This is a genomic window from Natrinema soli (assembly GCF_028618695.1).
Window position 1 is genome coordinate 1 of record NZ_JAQIVI010000738.1, and the last position, 14,307, is coordinate 14,307.

The following is a 14,307-nucleotide window of genomic DNA, read 5'->3' on the forward strand; positions in this document are numbered from 1 at the left end:
CGCCGATCCGGCGACGGCGGTGATGCCCCTCGAGGGAGTCGCCGACCGCGACGAGGGAGCGTCGGCGGACGGCGTCACCGAGGCGGAGACAGTGGAAACGGCGGAGACGGACGTAACGACCGAGGAAGCGGGAGATGACGAGGGTACGAGGGCCGACGAGCAGACGGGCGGCTCCGAGCGGACCAGCCGCTTCGAGGTCTACGAGGACAGGGCGGGCCAGTGGCGCTGGCGTCTCGTCCACTGGAACGGCAACATCGTCGCCGACAGCGGCGAAGGCTACTCCTCCCGGTCCAACGCCGAACGAGCGGCCCGGAGCGTCATGCGCAGCGCTCCGTCCGCCACGATCCAGCGCCGCGACTGAGACGAGGGACTACCGACGGACGTCGTCGCCGTCGCCGTCCATGTCGACGTCGAGGTCCGCCGACCAGTCGATGCGCTCGTACTCGAGCGACGGGGTCGCGTCGGTCGGGACGGCGTTGTATTCTCGGAGGAACGCGACGATACCGCTCGTTCCCCCGAAGTCGCCGCGAAACCGTCGGAAGAGCCGCGGGACCGTCGCAGTACCGCCCTCGGGATCGTAGGTGACGTTCTCCTCGAGGAACCACTCGATGGCGATATCGAGTTCCTCGTCGACGTCTCGCGGCGAGTAGATCGCGGTCGGGGGGCAGTGGTCGTCGCCGTGGCTCAGCGCGAAGTGGATCCGCGGATCGCACTCCGCGAGGCGGAACTGGCGCTCGAACGCCGTGGGAAACGGCCGCGGGAGGTAGCCGAGGCCCCACGGCAGTTTCGAACTCCGGAGCAGCCCGTGTTCGATGTCGTTGAGACTCAGCCAGACCCCGCTGACGGGGACCTGATCGCGCGCGAAGAACTTCCACTGGTCGAGCAACCCGCCCTCGAACAGCTCGTCATCCGCCTCTTCCTCCAGCAGGAGCTGGGCGTACGCGTTGTAACAGTTGAGCCAGAAGGACAGTTTGCCCTCGCGATTGGACAGCGCTCGGTCCAGTTGCGACCGCTCGAGCGTCGCCAGGCGCTCCCGAAACGGATCGGCATCGCCCTCCGTTTTGACCGTATAGAGGAGATCGGCCGAGAGCGAGAGGGGATCGAGCTGAGTCGACATTCGTGTGGGAGTTCACCAACCAGGCCCTTGAAGCCGTGTGACGGCTCTCTGCGACAGTCCTGACTGAAGACACGTTCAAGGCGTGGTTTTATTTCGATGACGGCCGAAATAATGGCCGTGAATCTCAGCAAGGGATTTCTCCTGGCCCTCGTCGGACTCTTCGCGTACCTCTCGCTGTTGCTCGCGCTTCCGTTCCTCCAGTACATCCTCGGGGCCATTCTCGTCGCCTACATCCTCTATCCGGTCCAGGGACGCCTCGAGCGGCGGGTCTCACCGCCAATCGCCGCGTTCGCGCTCGTCCTGCTGGCGGTCGCAGTCGTCGTCGTCCCGCTCGTCATTATCGTCGCGGTGGTCGCCAGCGACGCCCGGCGGCTCATCGAAAACACCGAGACCGAATCGTTCCAGACGGCCGAAATCGAGCGAATTATCGAGGGACAAACGGGCGTGAGCGTCGATATAACGTCCACGCTTGCCGACTCCGCGCAGGGCATCGGGGGGATGGCCCTCGAGCAGTCGACCGCGTGGTTCAGCGCGCTGACGCACACGCTCGTCGGGCTCGGACTCGCGCTCTTCCTGCTCTACTACCTGCTCAAGGACGGGAGCGAGCTACTCGCCTGGATTCGGGAGTTGACGCCGCTCCCGGACGAGGCCCAGGACGACTTCTACCGAGAGCTGGACGCGGTGATGTGGGCCGTCCTCGCGGGCCACGTCCTGGTCGCGATCATTCAGGGATCCATCGCCGGGCTGGGGCTGTTCGCAACCGGCGTACCGAACGCCGTGTTCTGGACGGTCGTCATGATCATCCTCTCGTTGATCCCGCTGGTCGGGTCGTTCCTGGTGTGGGGGCCGGCCGTGCTCTTCCTCTTCCTGACGGGCGAGCCGTTGCTCGCCGTGGCGCTCTTCGCCTACAGCACGGTCGTCGTCGGCCTCTCGGACGACTACCTCCGTCCGATCCTCGTCGACCGCTACGCCGATCTCAACCCCGCCGTCATCATCCTCGGCGTCCTCGGCGGCGTCTACGCATTCGGCATCATGGGGCTGTTCTACGGCCCCGTCGTCCTCGGCGCGCTGATGGCGACGCTGGACGTGATGAAGGACCACTACAACTCGCTCGAGGAGACGCCCGGAATGCAGTAACTGCCGAAACGGGGTCTGCCTGCAGTGACGAACGAACGGCGGCTACCGCGTCTCGTCGGTGCCCGCGAGTAACTCGTCGACGAGTCGCGTGAAGCGATCGACGAACCGGTCCGGTACCGTCGGCGTCACCGTCGTCAACAGCCGACCGGTCGCGTCGGGATCTGCGAGCGTGAGGACGACGCGGTTTCGCTCGTCGTATCGTTTATCGACGATCTCGTGGTCGACCAGCCGATCGAGGTGGTACTCGAGCGTGCTGCGGGCGACACCGAGTGCATCGGCGACGTCGGCGGGCGCGGCGGGTTCGCGTTCGATCAGGTGGGTGACGATCTCGCGGGTGGTTTCCCGGCGGAACAGCGCCAGCGCGGTCCGCTCCCACGCGTCGTACGTCGGCGGGTAGTAGTGGGTCCGGCCGTACCACTCCTCGCGGACGAGCCGGTCGTCCTCGAGCAGGCGACGAATGTGGTACTGGACCTGTCCCGGCGCGAACGCCGACTCCCTGACGAGTTCGTTGAAGTGAACGCCGGCGTTGGCGCGAACGTGGGCGTGAATCTCCTGTCTTGTCTCTGTCATCGGTGGCTGTGATTACCCTCCCGTCGGGTCGTGTCGTCGCCTAGCGCCACGGTCCATATAACGGCTGTCCCGCGTTCCCAGTCATCGAGAACCGATCGCTCGCCGCCTCGAGAGCGCGACGATGGTGGCGGAGCGGTATCCGACGGCTCGAGCGACGAGGGGCTACCGGATCAGAACGGGTACCGAAGCGAATAGGTGGGTGTCTATCCGATTACGGGTATCGATCGCATGGTGCTCGCAATGTCGTTCGCCGACGAGTGGCTCGATCCGCAGCTCGCGCCCGTCCTCGTCGCGGTCATCGTCCTCGCCGTCGTCGGAACGACGGCGCTGTTCGTCGTCGGACTCGTCGCCTATTCCCGGCGTCGGACGACCCGTTACTCCCTGATCACCGTCGTTCTGGGAGTGCTGGTCGTCCGGTCGGTGACCGGACTGGGAACCGTCCTCGGACTCGTTCCCATGACGGTCCACCACCTCGTCGAGCACGGCTTCGACTTCCTGATAGCCGTGCTGGTCCTCTACGCGGTCTATCGAAGCGGCCCGACGAGCGGGACCGGTTCTCGAGAACCCGACGAGTGACGCGGGTTCGCCGTCGCTGCGACCGACCCGGATCCGTCGGGCTTTTGGCGTCCCGCGCCCGACGATGTGACGAGACGGATGGCCCGGTATCACATCGAAACGTACGGCTGTACGTCGAACCGCGGGGAGAGTCGCGAGATCGAGCGGCGGCTCCGCGACGCGGGCCATTACCAGGTCGACGGTCCGGGCGAGGCCGACGTCGCCATCCTCAACACCTGCACCGTCGTCGAAAAGACCGAGCGCAACATGCTCCGGCGGGCCGAGGAGCTGGCCGACGAGACGGCCGACCTCTTCATCACGGGCTGTATGGCCCTCGCGCAGGGCGAGGAGTTCGCGCGGGCGAACGTCGACGGGCAGGTCCTCCACTGGGACGAGGTGCCCGAAGCCGTCACCAACGGCGAGTGTCCGACGACCACGCCCGACGCCGAACCGATCCTCGACGGCGTCGTCGGCATCCTCCCCATCGCGCGCGGGTGCATGTCCGACTGCTCGTACTGCATCACCAAACAGGCGACCGGCAAGATCGACTCGCCGCCGATCGAGGAAAACGTCGAAAAGGCCCGCGCGCTGATCCACGCCGGCGCGAAGGAGATCCGCATCACCGGACAGGACACCGGCGTCTACGGCTGGGACGAGGGTGAGCGCACGCTCCACCGCCTGCTCGAGGAAATCTGCGAGATCGAGGGCGATTTCCGCGTCCGCGTGGGGATGGCCAATCCGAAGGGCGTCCACGGCATCCGCGAGGAGTTGGCCGACGTCTTCGCCGCGAACGAGGAGCTGTACGATTTCCTCCACGCGCCCGTTCAGTCCGGGAGCGACGACGTGCTGGGAGACATGCGACGCCAGCATCAGGTCGAGGAGTACCTCGAGGTCGTCGAGACGTTCGACGCGACCCTCGACTACTGGACGCTGTCGACGGATTTCATCGTCGGCTTCCCGACCGAGACCGACCGCGACCACGCGCAGTCGATGGCGCTGCTCCGCGAGACGCGCCCGGAGAAGATTAACGTCACCCGCTTCTCGAAGCGGCCCGGCACCGACGCCGCCGAGCTGAAGGGACTGGGCGGCACGATCAAGAAGGAGCGCTCGAAGGAAATGAGCGCGGTCAAGCGCGATATCGTCGCCGACGCCTACGCCGACATGGTCGGCGAGACGCGCGAGAACGTCCTGGTCGTCGAGCAGGGCACCGCCGACTCCGTGAAGTGTCGCGACTCGGCCTACCGGCAGATAATCGTGCAGAACGCGAGCGACTACGGTATAGAGCCCGGCGATTTCGTCGACCTCGAGGTGACGGCCCACGAGACGATGTACGCGTTCGGAACACCGATCTGACGCGACGACTGCCCCTTTTCAACCCGTTCAGAGGGCTGCAACGGCCTCCTCGATCTCCTCGCGAGGGAGCGGCGAGATCCAGTCGTCCGCGACGAAGGCGTACCGTACCTCGCGCTCCGGATCGAGAACGAACGCGGAGCGCCACGGGGTCGAGACGTTCGCCATGTGATCGCGGTCGACGAGCAGATCGAACGACGCGCTGACCTCGCCGTTCACGTCGGCGAAAAAACGGAAGTCCGGCTCGTCCAGCCAGCGGAGGAACTCGTTTTGCGCGTAGGGGCCGTCGCGGCTCACGCCGAGTACCGAAACATCGTCGAGTTCGCCCCAGCCGGCGCGAACGAACTGTTTCCACCAGTTCCGTGCGATGGCGCTGAACGCGAAGCCGGTCGACACCAGGACGCCGCCTCGAGCGCCGAGCGCGTCGGCAAGCGTCGTCGAGCGGAACGTTTCGCCGTCACAGAGGAGCGCCTCGAAGTCCGGAGCGGTCTCGCCCTCGGTCGGTGGCATACGCGAGGATGCTCGCGCTGGGTGAAAAACCTCCGCTCCGCGGCCAAGCGGAGCGCCGGCGTACCGCCGCAGTTCGGCGTACCCTTTTCAGTGATCGCGCACAATCTATCCCCATGCTCACGCTCTACCAGTTGGAAGGGTGTCCGTACTGCGAACTGGTCGCCGACCGCCTCGAGGAACTCGAGATCGACTACGACAGCGTCTGGGTCGAGGGACTGCACTCGAAGCGCGACGAGGTCAAGCGCGTCTCGGGCCAGCGGCAGGTCCCCGTCGTCGTCGACGAGGAGTACGGCGTGACGATGGCCGAATCCCAGCGGATTCTCGACTACCTCGAGACGACCCACGCCTGAGACGGACTCCTGTCAGTCAGTCCCGGCGCACCCGCGAACAGCCATGCGGGTGCGCCCGAACACAGTGACAGCAGACCGTCTGAGTTCGGTTTCGAGTCCGAGCCCGCTCCGTCCGTTACTCCTCGAGTCCGTGCGGATCGAGCCCGGGGTCCTCGACCGCGGGCGCACCGATCGCGAGCACGACTCCCTCTTCGTCGCCGACGTTGCGGTGGCCGTGTCCCACTTCCGGTTTGGCGATCCAGAACGTTCCCGGGCCGGCCTCGAGGAACGCTTCCTCGCCCGACCGTCCGAGTTTCAGCGAAAACTCGCCCTCGAGGACGTAATAGAGCTCTTCCTGTTCGGCGTGTGCGTGGTACCGGATCTCCTCGCCGGGCTCGAAGTACCAGAGCCTGACGTTGAGCGCGTCCGTCTCGAAGCACTCGTCGAGCGCGCGAATACGCAGATCCGGCGGGACCTCGTCAACGTCGGAGAGATCCGTGATCGGTACGTCGTCGGTGTGGATCACGTCGTAATCCATGACACTCCACCCCACGACAACTGCCGACAAAAGTGTCCCGTCGAGTCCCCGATCGCCGAGCGAGGCGACACCGCAGCCGTTCGGTCGCTTTCCTCGAGGTACCACGTCCCGCTCCCGTCGCCGATGTCGTCGGTACCCGCTCGAACTCCCCGGTCCCCGGCCGACGCTGATCGGCTCCTCGAGCGACCGCGGCGTCGACGCCCCGAACTCGATCCCCTCCCGCTCGAGGCGCGCGACGATTTCGCGGGCGTGCTCCGAGCGGATGCGGCCGTCTGTGCTGCGGTCTGGATCGGGCGACGGGACGGTACTGACGCCGGAAATCGCTACTCGAAGACGACGGCGCTGTCCTCGTCGGGAACGGTCGCCCCATCCTGGGCGGCGAACGCGTCGTGGACGTGCTCGTAGGTGGCCTCGAGCGCTTCGACGATCACCGTGGTATCGCTCAGGACCGGCATGAAGTTGGTGTCGCCCTGCCACCGCGGCACGACGTGGGTGTGCAGGTGATCGTCGATCGAGCCGCCGGCTCCGTCGCCGAGATTCAAGCCGGCGTTGAACCCGTCCGGCTCGAGTGCGGCTTCGAGTGCGTCGAGCGTTCGCTGTTTCAGGCGAGCGTGATCGAGCAGGACATCGTCGTCGAGAGTGGTGTAGTCGCCGGTGTGGACGTGTGGGATGACCATCAGGTGTCCCGGATTGTACGGATAGTTATTCAGCATGACGAACGCGTGCTCGCTTCGCGCGACGAGCAGATTCTCTCGATCGGATCCCCGCTCGGGCAGTTCACAGAACACGCAGTCCTCGATATCGGGGTTTTTGTCGTCGCGTCTGATCCACTCGATTCGCCACGGTGCGAACACCTGTTCCATATCCGATACCACTCGAGACGCGCCTAAAGCGTTTCAGTCCGCGCTCTAGCATCGATCGCGTCGGGAAATACCCACGTTGCTGTCTGTTACAATAGGTCACGAAATCGCTATAACGATATGAAAATCGATTCTAAACGATATCGGACCTTTTGAGGGGTTATTTCTGATACGGTAATACCGTCTTGCGGTTTTTACGACTCAGACTTCAAAATGAAGGATGGGTTTAAGACGGGGCTACGACAAGTAATCTGATAATGGCAACGACTGACGACTCCTTTAACGGGATGACCGAGCACTGCGACGCCTGTGAGCTAGAAACCCTCCACGAAGTGTCCGTCCAGATCAGGACCGAGAGCCTCAAGAAAGAGAACGCCCAGTTCTCCCGCGAGCCGTACCGCGTCAGCGAGTGCCAGCGGTGCGGAAATCGCTCGAGTCAACGAATGAACAACGCCTGAACCGACGGCAACTGTGGTATAGCTGAGCAGACGATCCGCCCTCGTTGCCCGGTCTCCCGCATTCCAGATTCGTTCGACGCGGCGCTTCTGCTCGATTTTTCGATTACCAATACGGATTTCCGATACCGTGGTCGGGATTACTCCGCGGTCGTCACTTCGCAGCCGTCTTCGGTGACGATGATCGTGTGCTCTTTCTGGCTGACGAGGAACCCGTCGTCTTCCTTGAGGACGGGATAGCCGTGGACGATGTCGTTGCGTTTGAGTCGACGCAGCGCCATCTCCGGGCGGTCCGTCTCGAGCCACCGCGTCGCGAACGGTAGCGTTCGGAACTCCTCGGTGATCTGTTCGAGGGCATCGCGTGCCTGCCGGTTTCGGACGGTGCCCTCGCGCTCGAGCGAGAAGATTTCCTCGCTCCCGCCTTCGGTGACCTTGCCGCCGCCGTCGGTCGCGAACGGCTCGATCGCGACGACGTCGCCGACCTCGAGCGTCGTTCCCTGCGAGACGGCGCGGTTGGGGATGTTCGGGCTGATGTGTTGTTCCCAGTGGCCGAGTCCGTGCCCGGTCAGGTTGACGACGGGGTTGTAGCCGTAGCCGTCGATCACGTCTTCGATCTCGGCCCCGATCTCGCCGGTTTCGACGCCCGGCTCGACGATATCGAGGGCGGCCTCGAGGGCCTGCTCGGAGGCCTCGGCCAGTTCGGGATTGCCCGAGAGGTCGACGGTGATCGCGGTGTCGGCCAACCAGCCGTCGACGTGGACGCCGATGTCGAGGTTGATCATCTCCTCGCCGAAGGTCGTCTCGTCGCCGATGGACGGCGTCGCGTGGGCCGCCTCCTCGTCGACGGAGATGTTGACGGGGAACGCGGGTTTCCCGCCGAGTTCACGAATTCGATCTTCGGCCCACTCGGCGACCGCGAGGTGACTCGCGCCGACCTCGACGCGGTCGGCAGCCTCCTCGCGCACCTGCGCGAGTATCTCGCCAGCCTCGCGGTGTTTCTCGTACTGCTCTGACTCGAGGTCCACCTCGGATTCGGCCATGCACCGGGGTTGTACCGGTCGACAAAAAGAGGTTCCGTCTCTCCGTCGCCCGACGGCGTTCACTGACTCGTCCGCTCGCGGAAATTGTGCTGCCCGCGGTCGATATCGACCCACTGACAGTCGGAACAGGTGACGACGCCCTGAACGTTCGATAGCGTCGCGGTACAGCTGGGGCACCGGCGCGCAGCGTGCTGTGGCGGTCGGAGCATACGTCGACCCACGAGTACGTCAATAATAAATCCACCTCACGACGATCGTCGAAACACGGTGCGAAGAGCGTCGGCCAAAATCGGACTGTGAGCGAACATCTCCTTGCTCCAACCGTTTGCGGAAGAAATCACGCGTATCGCCAGCGGGGACCGTGAAACGGTCGCCACGGGTTATGCCCGCGCGGATATCAAGTCTACCTGGCGTGAGAGACGCCACGAACCGAGCGGGTCGCCACTGGCACGCCGCGACCGGTTCGGGGCCGTGATCGCCGCCGCGAGACCGACGGCACGATCGAGTTCCCCGGCGGGTGGATCACCGGTCTCGCGGCGACGATCACCGGCAGCTTCCGAGGGGTGCCCCGCGACGGACGCACGCGCGGTAAAGTGTTGATTTTACGCCGAACTTTCCCTTCATTTGAGTTGTTTTGGATAGTACACGACACCTGATTTTAGCAGCTGTTGCCGTTTTCCGCCTCTCTGTTACCAGTCTCGGAGTGGGAAGAACGAACAGGTATCGTTCAATTTTTGCCGGCCCGCGATGGAAATGGTAGACCTTTTACCCCCGTCGGAGAACCGTGTAGACGAAATGAGCTACGACAAGATCGAGGTCCCCAACGAGGGGGAGCAGATCACGCTGAAGGAGGGTACCGAGGGCGAAATCGAGGTGCCCGACAATCCGATTATCCCGATTATCCACGGCGACGGTATCGGGAAGGACGTCGGTCCCGCCGCACAGAAGGTCCTCGAGGCCGCCGCCGAGGCGACCGGTCGCGAGATCAGTTGGATGCGCGTCTACGCCGGCGAGTCCGCCCGGGAGAAGTACGACGAGAACCTGCCCGACGAGACCGTCGATGCGATCAGGGAACACCGCGTCGCGATCAAGGGCCCGCTGACGACGCCCGTCGGCGCCGGTTTCCGCTCGCTGAACGTCGCCCTTCGACAGACGCTCGATCTCTACGCTAACGTCCGCCCGACCTACTACCTCGACGGCGTCCCGTCACCGATGAAGGCGCCCGAGAAGATGGACATGGTCACCTTCCGAGAGAACACCGAGGACGTCTACGCCGGCATCGAGTGGAAGGCCGGCACCGACGAGTCCGAACAGGTCCGCGACTTCGTCGAAGACGAGATGGACTTCGACGGCATCATGCACGAGGGCGACATCGGCCTCGGTCTGAAGCCGATCTCCGAGAAGGGGAGCAAGCGCCTCGTCCGCGAGGCCATCGACTACGCCATCGAGAACGACCGCGACAAGGTCACGCTCGTCCACAAGGGGAACATCATGAAGTTCACCGAGGGACAGTTCGGTGACTGGGGAATGGAGGTCGCCGACGAGGAGTACCCCGACGAGGAGGTCTTCGCCGCGCCCGACTCCCTGTGGGAGACCCAGGACGAGGTCGACATCCCCGAGGACGCCGTCATGGTCGAGGAGCGCCTCGCCGACGCGATGCTCCAGTGGATGCAGCTTCGTACCGACGAGTTCGACATCCTCGCGATGCCCAACCTCAACGGCGACTACCTCTCCGACTCCGCCGGCGCCCAGATCGGCGGTCTCGGTATCGCGCCCGGCGGTAACTTCGGTACGGGTCGCATGCTCGCAGAACCGGTCCACGGCTCCGCGCCCAAGCGAGCCGGCCAGGACATGGCGAACCCGACCGCGATGATCCTCTCCGGCCGTCTCATGTTCGACTACCTCGGTTGGGACGACGCGTCGGACCTGATCCGCGACGCCGTCGAGGAGACCATCTCCTCGGGCAAGGTCACCTACGACCTCGAGCGCCAGCTCGAGGATGCCGAGAAGCTCGCCACCAGCGAGTACACCGACGAGATCGTCGACACGATCGAGCAGCTCTCGTAGAGGCAGCTGACTGTCGTTTCTTTCGTTTTCCGTTCTTTCGGCTCCCGTCTCTCGGGTAGCCCGCGACGAGTCGACATCCGGACATCTAGTTTCAGTACTGATATGAACGGCAGAATTATAACCGATCGAATACGCTGATTGGTATGGACTCGAGGTCCGATCGAGCCGCCGACCCGGAACGCGCGGCCGATCCGTTGACCCGGCTCCGTGCCGGTCGGGAGCCGGGTGACGACCTCGTTCCGGCACTCGCACTCGTCATCGCCGGAGTACTGGTCCCGCTGTTCGTCGCCGCGCGATACGAAGGCCACCTCGAGCCGTACCTCGATCTGAAGGAGTACAGCATCCTCGTCGCGCTGGGCGTCGGACTCGTGTTTTGGCTCCTCGTGGAAGGGTTCGACCTCGATCGCGTCACCGTGTTCGGGACGGCGATTATCGCACCGATACCGGTCACGATAGCGGTCGGCCTCTTGGCCGTCGTACTCGAGTTAGCGCGGCTGGATAGTTTCGTCTTCGACGAGCTCTTCCTGTACTCGCTCGCGATCACGGCCGCTGGTGCGCTCGCCGTCGGCCTCTCGCTGCTGACCGAACAGCTATCGATCCGCCATCCGCGGCTTCCGGAACGTCGGCGGATGGCGCTGACGGTCGGCGCGATGGCACTTTTCGGAATCGGTGCTGGAGTCGGTATCCGGTATGCGAGGCCGCCATCGGCGTCTCTCGAAGACGTGCGCGTCCACTACAGCGCCGCGGAAGCATCGTTTTCGGTGTTTCTCGATATCGACTCGACCGACCTCCACGTCGCTGTCGTTGCACCCGACGAAACGATCACGAGGGACCAGCCGTTCGAGACCGAGGTCGAACGCGACTGGATGATGGTCAGAGTCGCCCAGCCCCGCGGGTCGCTCTACCGCGGCCAGTTCGAGATTCGTCTCGGTACGTTCTGGGGGAACACGGTCGATTCGATGTCTATCAGTGTCGAAGACGGTCCCGTCCTGTCGATCCGGCGCGTCGAAACCGAGCAAACTCGACCGAGCGAGATCGTCGTCACCGCTACCGTCGAAAACGTCGGTGATGTCACTGGTATGACGGCGGTCGGTCTCCGCGGTGCTGGGGACAACAGACTCGACAGCACCACTGTCAGTCTCGAGCCCGGAGCGACGACCGACACCCGATTCACGATTTACCGAGACGACCGCGAGACGGACCGCGACGAGCTCTTCGTCACGGCGAGACTCGAGGGTGCCGAGACGGAAGACGACCGACGACGAGTCGATCTCTCCGAAGAGTAACGTTCTCACCAGCGGCGGACGTACCCTCCAGTGATGGACGATCTCGAGGTCCGAATCGCCGATGCTGAACGAGAACGCGAGGACGCCTTCGCGGTCAGACGGGAGGTGTTCGTCGAGGAACAGGGCGTCGACGAGGAACTGGAGTACGACGAGCACGACGAGGCGGCCACTCACTTCGTCGCCTACGACGGCGACGAACCGATCGGCGCGGCGCGACTGCGCGAGTACGGGGCGGATATCGGCAAGGTCGAACGCGTCGCCGTCCTCGAGTCGCGACGGGAGGGAGGTGTCGGCCGTGCGCTGATGGCGACGCTCGAGCAGCGGGCCGACGTGCTGGGATTCTCGGCGCTGAAACTTCACTCACAGACGCGGGCCGCCGACTTCTATCGCGGACTGGGCTACGAGCGACGCGGGGACGAGTTCGAGGAAGCCGGAATCCCCCACGTCGAGATGCGGAAGTCGCTGGTGTGATCGGCCGTCGAAGACTTCAGAAACGGCACTCTCGAGAACGTCACTCGAGTCGAGACAGTTCGCCGGTCCGCTCCTTGCGGACGAGATCGCGAACGAACAGTCGGAGCTGCCGACACAGCTCTTCGCGGTCGTCGTACGAGTAGATCCGGGCATCCCAGCGATCGCGGACCGCGGCGATCATCGCGCTTCGGACACCGGACTCGTGGGCGAATACGACTCGTTCGCGGCGGTGGGCCGCCGTTTCCTCGTCGAACAGCGCCTCGAGAACTGACCCCACCTCGATACCGACGCCGAGATTATCGCCGACGGCGGGGACGACGTAGACCACGGCATTGCTCGCTCGAGCGAACGCGATACTCTGGGTGGCGGCATCCAGCTCCGAGAGCGGGATATCGACGTCGATCGCGAGGAAGGCGTTGACGCCGGCGGCCGTCCGGAGCCGATCGCGGACGTCCAACAGCAGATCCAGCGCGGCCTCGTCACGCTCGAGGTCGCGATCGGACCCGACGAGCGCCCCGAAATCCATCGATTCGGGGACCGATTCGGGGTCCGCGTCCGCGAGCGTCCGTTCGACATCGAACGCCTCGTACGGCCCCATCAGATACACCAGGAATCGGGAGCGAGGAAGTTCCCCTAACTCGTCGACGATGCGGTCGCGCATACCTCGTCTGTTCGCGGCGAATATATAAACATGGTATATTTCAGCGATCGCTGACTCAAGGAATGCTTATACAACTGGGGACTCGAGTATCCAGTATGGCCGAATCCGAGCGCGCGACACGACGGCGCGGGGACGAGTTGCTGCCCGAGCGGAGTATTCTCTCGCTCGAGGAGTACCTCGCGATGCAGCGTTCGATCGGCAACGAGACGCGGTTCCGCGTCCTGAACGCGCTCGTCGAAGTCGGATCTCAGAGCGCCAGCGAGTTACGCGACCGCCTCGAGATCGAGTCGAACGTGCTCCACTACCACCTCGACGAACTCGTCGACGTCGGTCTCGTGGAGAATAGAAAACGCAAGGAGCCCGACAGCGACGGGTTCTATTCCTACTATCGGGCAACCTCGCTCGGCGAGGGTATTCTCGATCACGGCGTCCGCGAACTGATGCGACGAGAGTGGGACGCACTCGAGGAGTACAGCGCGTGACCTCCCGTCCCCGTTCGACTGATCACCGTCGGAATCGGTGTCTTTCGAGCGTCTGACTGAGTTTCAAGGGCCAGTACGTGGCCATCGATGCTATGGTCCCGGTCATTCACCGCCCCCTGAACGCGGTCGCGTCGACGGTAGCGATGGTGCGGAACGCCGTTCGGATCCTCTTCCCGCTCGCGATCGCACTCGCCATCACCGTCGGCGGACTGCTCGTCTTCTTCGCGCTGGTCACCGCCGTATTCTAACGGCTCGAGTCAACGGGTCTCGACAATCGTGCCGACCGAGTCATACCGTCCGCTGTACCGATGTCCCGGAACAACCACAGGATGGTTCGGGGTCGCTCCGGAACTGACGGACAACAGCCCGTCTCAGTTCGCGTCGACCCGATCCCGGACGTATCGCCCAACCAGTCCGACGAGTGCCAGCGCCATCGCCGCGGCGAACGCGACGACGAACGCCGAGGTCGGTTCGGTGATGGTCTCGAGTTCCGCGAGGACGAACTCGCCGGCGAGGACACCTGCGACGACGAACAGCGCGAGGCCGCCGATATTCGCCGGCAGCGAGTTCGTTTCGGGGACGACCGCGGGATCGTTCAACAGAAAGAGGATCACCGCGATGGCGAAGGGCGTGCCGACGAGTCCGAACGCCAGCGTGAGGACGAGTAACTGGAAGAACGCTCCCTCGAGGAACGCGCCGATGGCGGAAGTGAGCGCGACGACGACGATCGCGGCCCGGTATCGGCCGTCGGTGACGGACTGCTCCCAGCCGAGTTTGTCGGCGAGGAGGTACGGCGGGACGACCGTGTTGCCGCCGAGGGTCGAGACCGCCGCACCGAGGAGGCCGGCGAGGAACAGCCACGTGGCGTACTCGCCGGCG

At 64.4% G+C, this 14,307-nt stretch carries 21 protein-coding genes; 12 read left to right on the top strand and 9 right to left on the bottom strand.

Features of this window, described 5'->3' with window-relative positions; translation table 11 throughout:
* Nucleotides 1-361, top strand: a 361-nt coding sequence (locus tag PGX04_RS31210; protein ID WP_273742023.1) for a YegP family protein, incomplete at its 5' end; no start/stop codon positions are given.
* Between the two features lie 9 nt (nt 362-370).
* On the opposite strand, the gene PGX04_RS31215 is transcribed toward PGX04_RS31210, so the two are convergent.
* Nucleotides 371-1,117 carry a DUF547 domain-containing protein gene (locus tag PGX04_RS31215; protein WP_273742024.1) on the bottom strand — a complete coding sequence of 249 codons (747 nt, stop codon included), beginning with the start codon at nt 1,115-1,117 and terminating at the stop codon, nt 371-373.
* A gap of 117 nt (nt 1,118-1,234) precedes the next feature.
* Here PGX04_RS31215 and PGX04_RS31220 point away from each other — a divergent pair, with 117 nt between their 5' ends.
* The gene (locus PGX04_RS31220) at nt 1,235-2,254 is read left to right on the top strand and encodes an AI-2E family transporter (protein WP_377043786.1); all 1,020 of its coding nucleotides are present in this window, start codon (nt 1,235-1,237) and stop codon (nt 2,252-2,254) included.
* A gap of 42 nt (nt 2,255-2,296) precedes the next feature.
* Here the strand turns inward: PGX04_RS31220 and PGX04_RS31225 are convergent, their stop codons facing one another.
* Complete coding sequence (locus PGX04_RS31225) at nt 2,297-2,824, bottom strand: winged helix-turn-helix transcriptional regulator (protein WP_273742025.1); 528 nt, start codon at nt 2,822-2,824, stop codon at nt 2,297-2,299.
* A 228-nt stretch (nt 2,825-3,052) separates the two neighbouring features.
* Between PGX04_RS31225 and PGX04_RS31230 the strand changes: the two genes are divergently transcribed.
* Both PGX04_RS31230 and PGX04_RS31235 read left to right on the top strand, forming a co-directional pair.
* Entirely contained in the window at nt 3,053-3,400 is a 348-nt protein-coding gene (locus PGX04_RS31230) for a DUF7471 family protein (RefSeq protein ID WP_273742044.1), read from the top strand.
* A gap of 78 nt (nt 3,401-3,478) precedes the next feature.
* Nucleotides 3,479-4,732: a tRNA (N(6)-L-threonylcarbamoyladenosine(37)-C(2))-methylthiotransferase gene (locus PGX04_RS31235; protein ID WP_273742026.1), complete on the top strand. Its 1,254-nt coding sequence runs from the start codon at nt 3,479-3,481 to the stop codon at nt 4,730-4,732.
* A 27-nt stretch (nt 4,733-4,759) separates the two neighbouring features.
* On the opposite strand, the gene PGX04_RS31240 is transcribed toward PGX04_RS31235, so the two are convergent.
* A complete protein-coding gene (locus tag PGX04_RS31240) occupies nt 4,760-5,239 on the bottom strand; it encodes a redoxin domain-containing protein (RefSeq protein ID WP_273742027.1) in 480 nt (159 codons plus the stop codon).
* Nucleotides 5,240-5,352: 113 nt separating this feature from the next.
* Between PGX04_RS31240 and PGX04_RS31245 the strand changes: the two genes are divergently transcribed.
* Complete coding sequence (locus PGX04_RS31245; RefSeq protein ID WP_273742028.1) at nt 5,353-5,589, top strand: glutathione S-transferase N-terminal domain-containing protein; 237 nt, start codon at nt 5,353-5,355, stop codon at nt 5,587-5,589.
* A gap of 115 nt (nt 5,590-5,704) precedes the next feature.
* Here PGX04_RS31245 and PGX04_RS31250 read toward each other — a convergent pair whose 3' ends face one another.
* Nucleotides 5,705-6,106: a cupin domain-containing protein gene (locus tag PGX04_RS31250; protein WP_273742029.1), complete on the bottom strand. Its 402-nt coding sequence runs from the start codon at nt 6,104-6,106 to the stop codon at nt 5,705-5,707.
* Here PGX04_RS31250 and PGX04_RS31255 point away from each other — a divergent pair.
* Entirely contained in the window at nt 6,086-6,511 is a 426-nt protein-coding gene (locus tag PGX04_RS31255; protein WP_273742030.1) for a hypothetical protein, read from the top strand. The two genes, PGX04_RS31250 and PGX04_RS31255, sit on opposite strands and share 21 nt — an antisense overlap.
* Here the strand turns inward: PGX04_RS31255 and PGX04_RS31260 are convergent.
* A complete protein-coding gene (locus PGX04_RS31260) occupies nt 6,430-6,969 on the bottom strand; it encodes an HIT family protein (RefSeq protein WP_273742031.1) in 540 nt (179 codons plus the stop codon). The genes PGX04_RS31255 and PGX04_RS31260 overlap by 82 nt on opposite strands.
* Nucleotides 6,970-7,223: 254 nt before the next feature.
* Here PGX04_RS31260 and PGX04_RS31265 point away from each other — a divergent pair, with 254 nt between their 5' ends.
* Entirely contained in the window at nt 7,224-7,424 is a 201-nt protein-coding gene (locus PGX04_RS31265) for a DUF7835 family putative zinc beta-ribbon protein (RefSeq protein WP_273742032.1), read from the top strand.
* Between the two features lie 137 nt (nt 7,425-7,561).
* Here PGX04_RS31265 and map read toward each other — a convergent pair whose 3' ends face one another.
* Both map and PGX04_RS31275 read right to left on the bottom strand, forming a co-directional pair.
* Entirely contained in the window at nt 7,562-8,461 is a 900-nt protein-coding gene (map, locus tag PGX04_RS31270) for a type II methionyl aminopeptidase (RefSeq protein WP_273742034.1), read from the bottom strand.
* A gap of 59 nt (nt 8,462-8,520) precedes the next feature.
* Nucleotides 8,521-8,670: a hypothetical protein gene (locus tag PGX04_RS31275; RefSeq protein WP_273742035.1), complete on the bottom strand. Its 150-nt coding sequence runs from the start codon at nt 8,668-8,670 to the stop codon at nt 8,521-8,523.
* Nucleotides 8,671-9,256: 586 nt separating this feature from the next.
* Here PGX04_RS31275 and icd point away from each other — a divergent pair.
* The 3 genes from icd (at nt 9,257) to PGX04_RS31290 (ending at nt 12,285) form a co-directional block, all read left to right on the top strand.
* Nucleotides 9,257-10,528: an isocitrate dehydrogenase (NADP(+)) gene (gene icd / locus PGX04_RS31280; RefSeq protein ID WP_273742036.1), complete on the top strand. Its 1,272-nt coding sequence runs from the start codon at nt 9,257-9,259 to the stop codon at nt 10,526-10,528.
* A 143-nt stretch (nt 10,529-10,671) separates the two neighbouring features.
* Nucleotides 10,672-11,814 (top strand): COG1361 family protein, encoded by a 1,143-nt coding sequence (locus PGX04_RS31285; protein ID WP_273742037.1) that lies wholly within the window; start codon nt 10,672-10,674, stop codon nt 11,812-11,814.
* A gap of 33 nt (nt 11,815-11,847) precedes the next feature.
* Complete coding sequence (locus PGX04_RS31290; RefSeq protein ID WP_273742038.1) at nt 11,848-12,285, top strand: GNAT family N-acetyltransferase; 438 nt, start codon at nt 11,848-11,850, stop codon at nt 12,283-12,285.
* A gap of 40 nt (nt 12,286-12,325) precedes the next feature.
* Here PGX04_RS31290 and PGX04_RS31295 read toward each other — a convergent pair whose 3' ends face one another.
* Entirely contained in the window at nt 12,326-12,946 is a 621-nt protein-coding gene (locus tag PGX04_RS31295; protein WP_273742039.1) for a DUF7509 family protein, read from the bottom strand.
* 95 nt (nt 12,947-13,041) lie between these two features.
* On the opposite strand from PGX04_RS31295, the gene PGX04_RS31300 reads away from it, so the two are divergent.
* Together PGX04_RS31300 and PGX04_RS31305 are read left to right on the top strand one after the other, a co-directional pair.
* Nucleotides 13,042-13,428, top strand: a complete 387-nt coding sequence (locus PGX04_RS31300; protein ID WP_273742040.1) for a winged helix-turn-helix domain-containing protein — start codon at nt 13,042-13,044, stop codon at nt 13,426-13,428.
* A 92-nt stretch (nt 13,429-13,520) separates the two neighbouring features.
* Entirely contained in the window at nt 13,521-13,676 is a 156-nt protein-coding gene (locus PGX04_RS31305) for a hypothetical protein (protein WP_273742041.1), read from the top strand.
* Between the two features lie 123 nt (nt 13,677-13,799).
* Here the strand turns inward: PGX04_RS31305 and PGX04_RS31310 are convergent.
* The coding region (locus PGX04_RS31310; RefSeq protein ID WP_273742042.1) for a divalent metal cation transporter at nt 13,800-14,307 on the bottom strand (508 nt) is incomplete at its 5' end.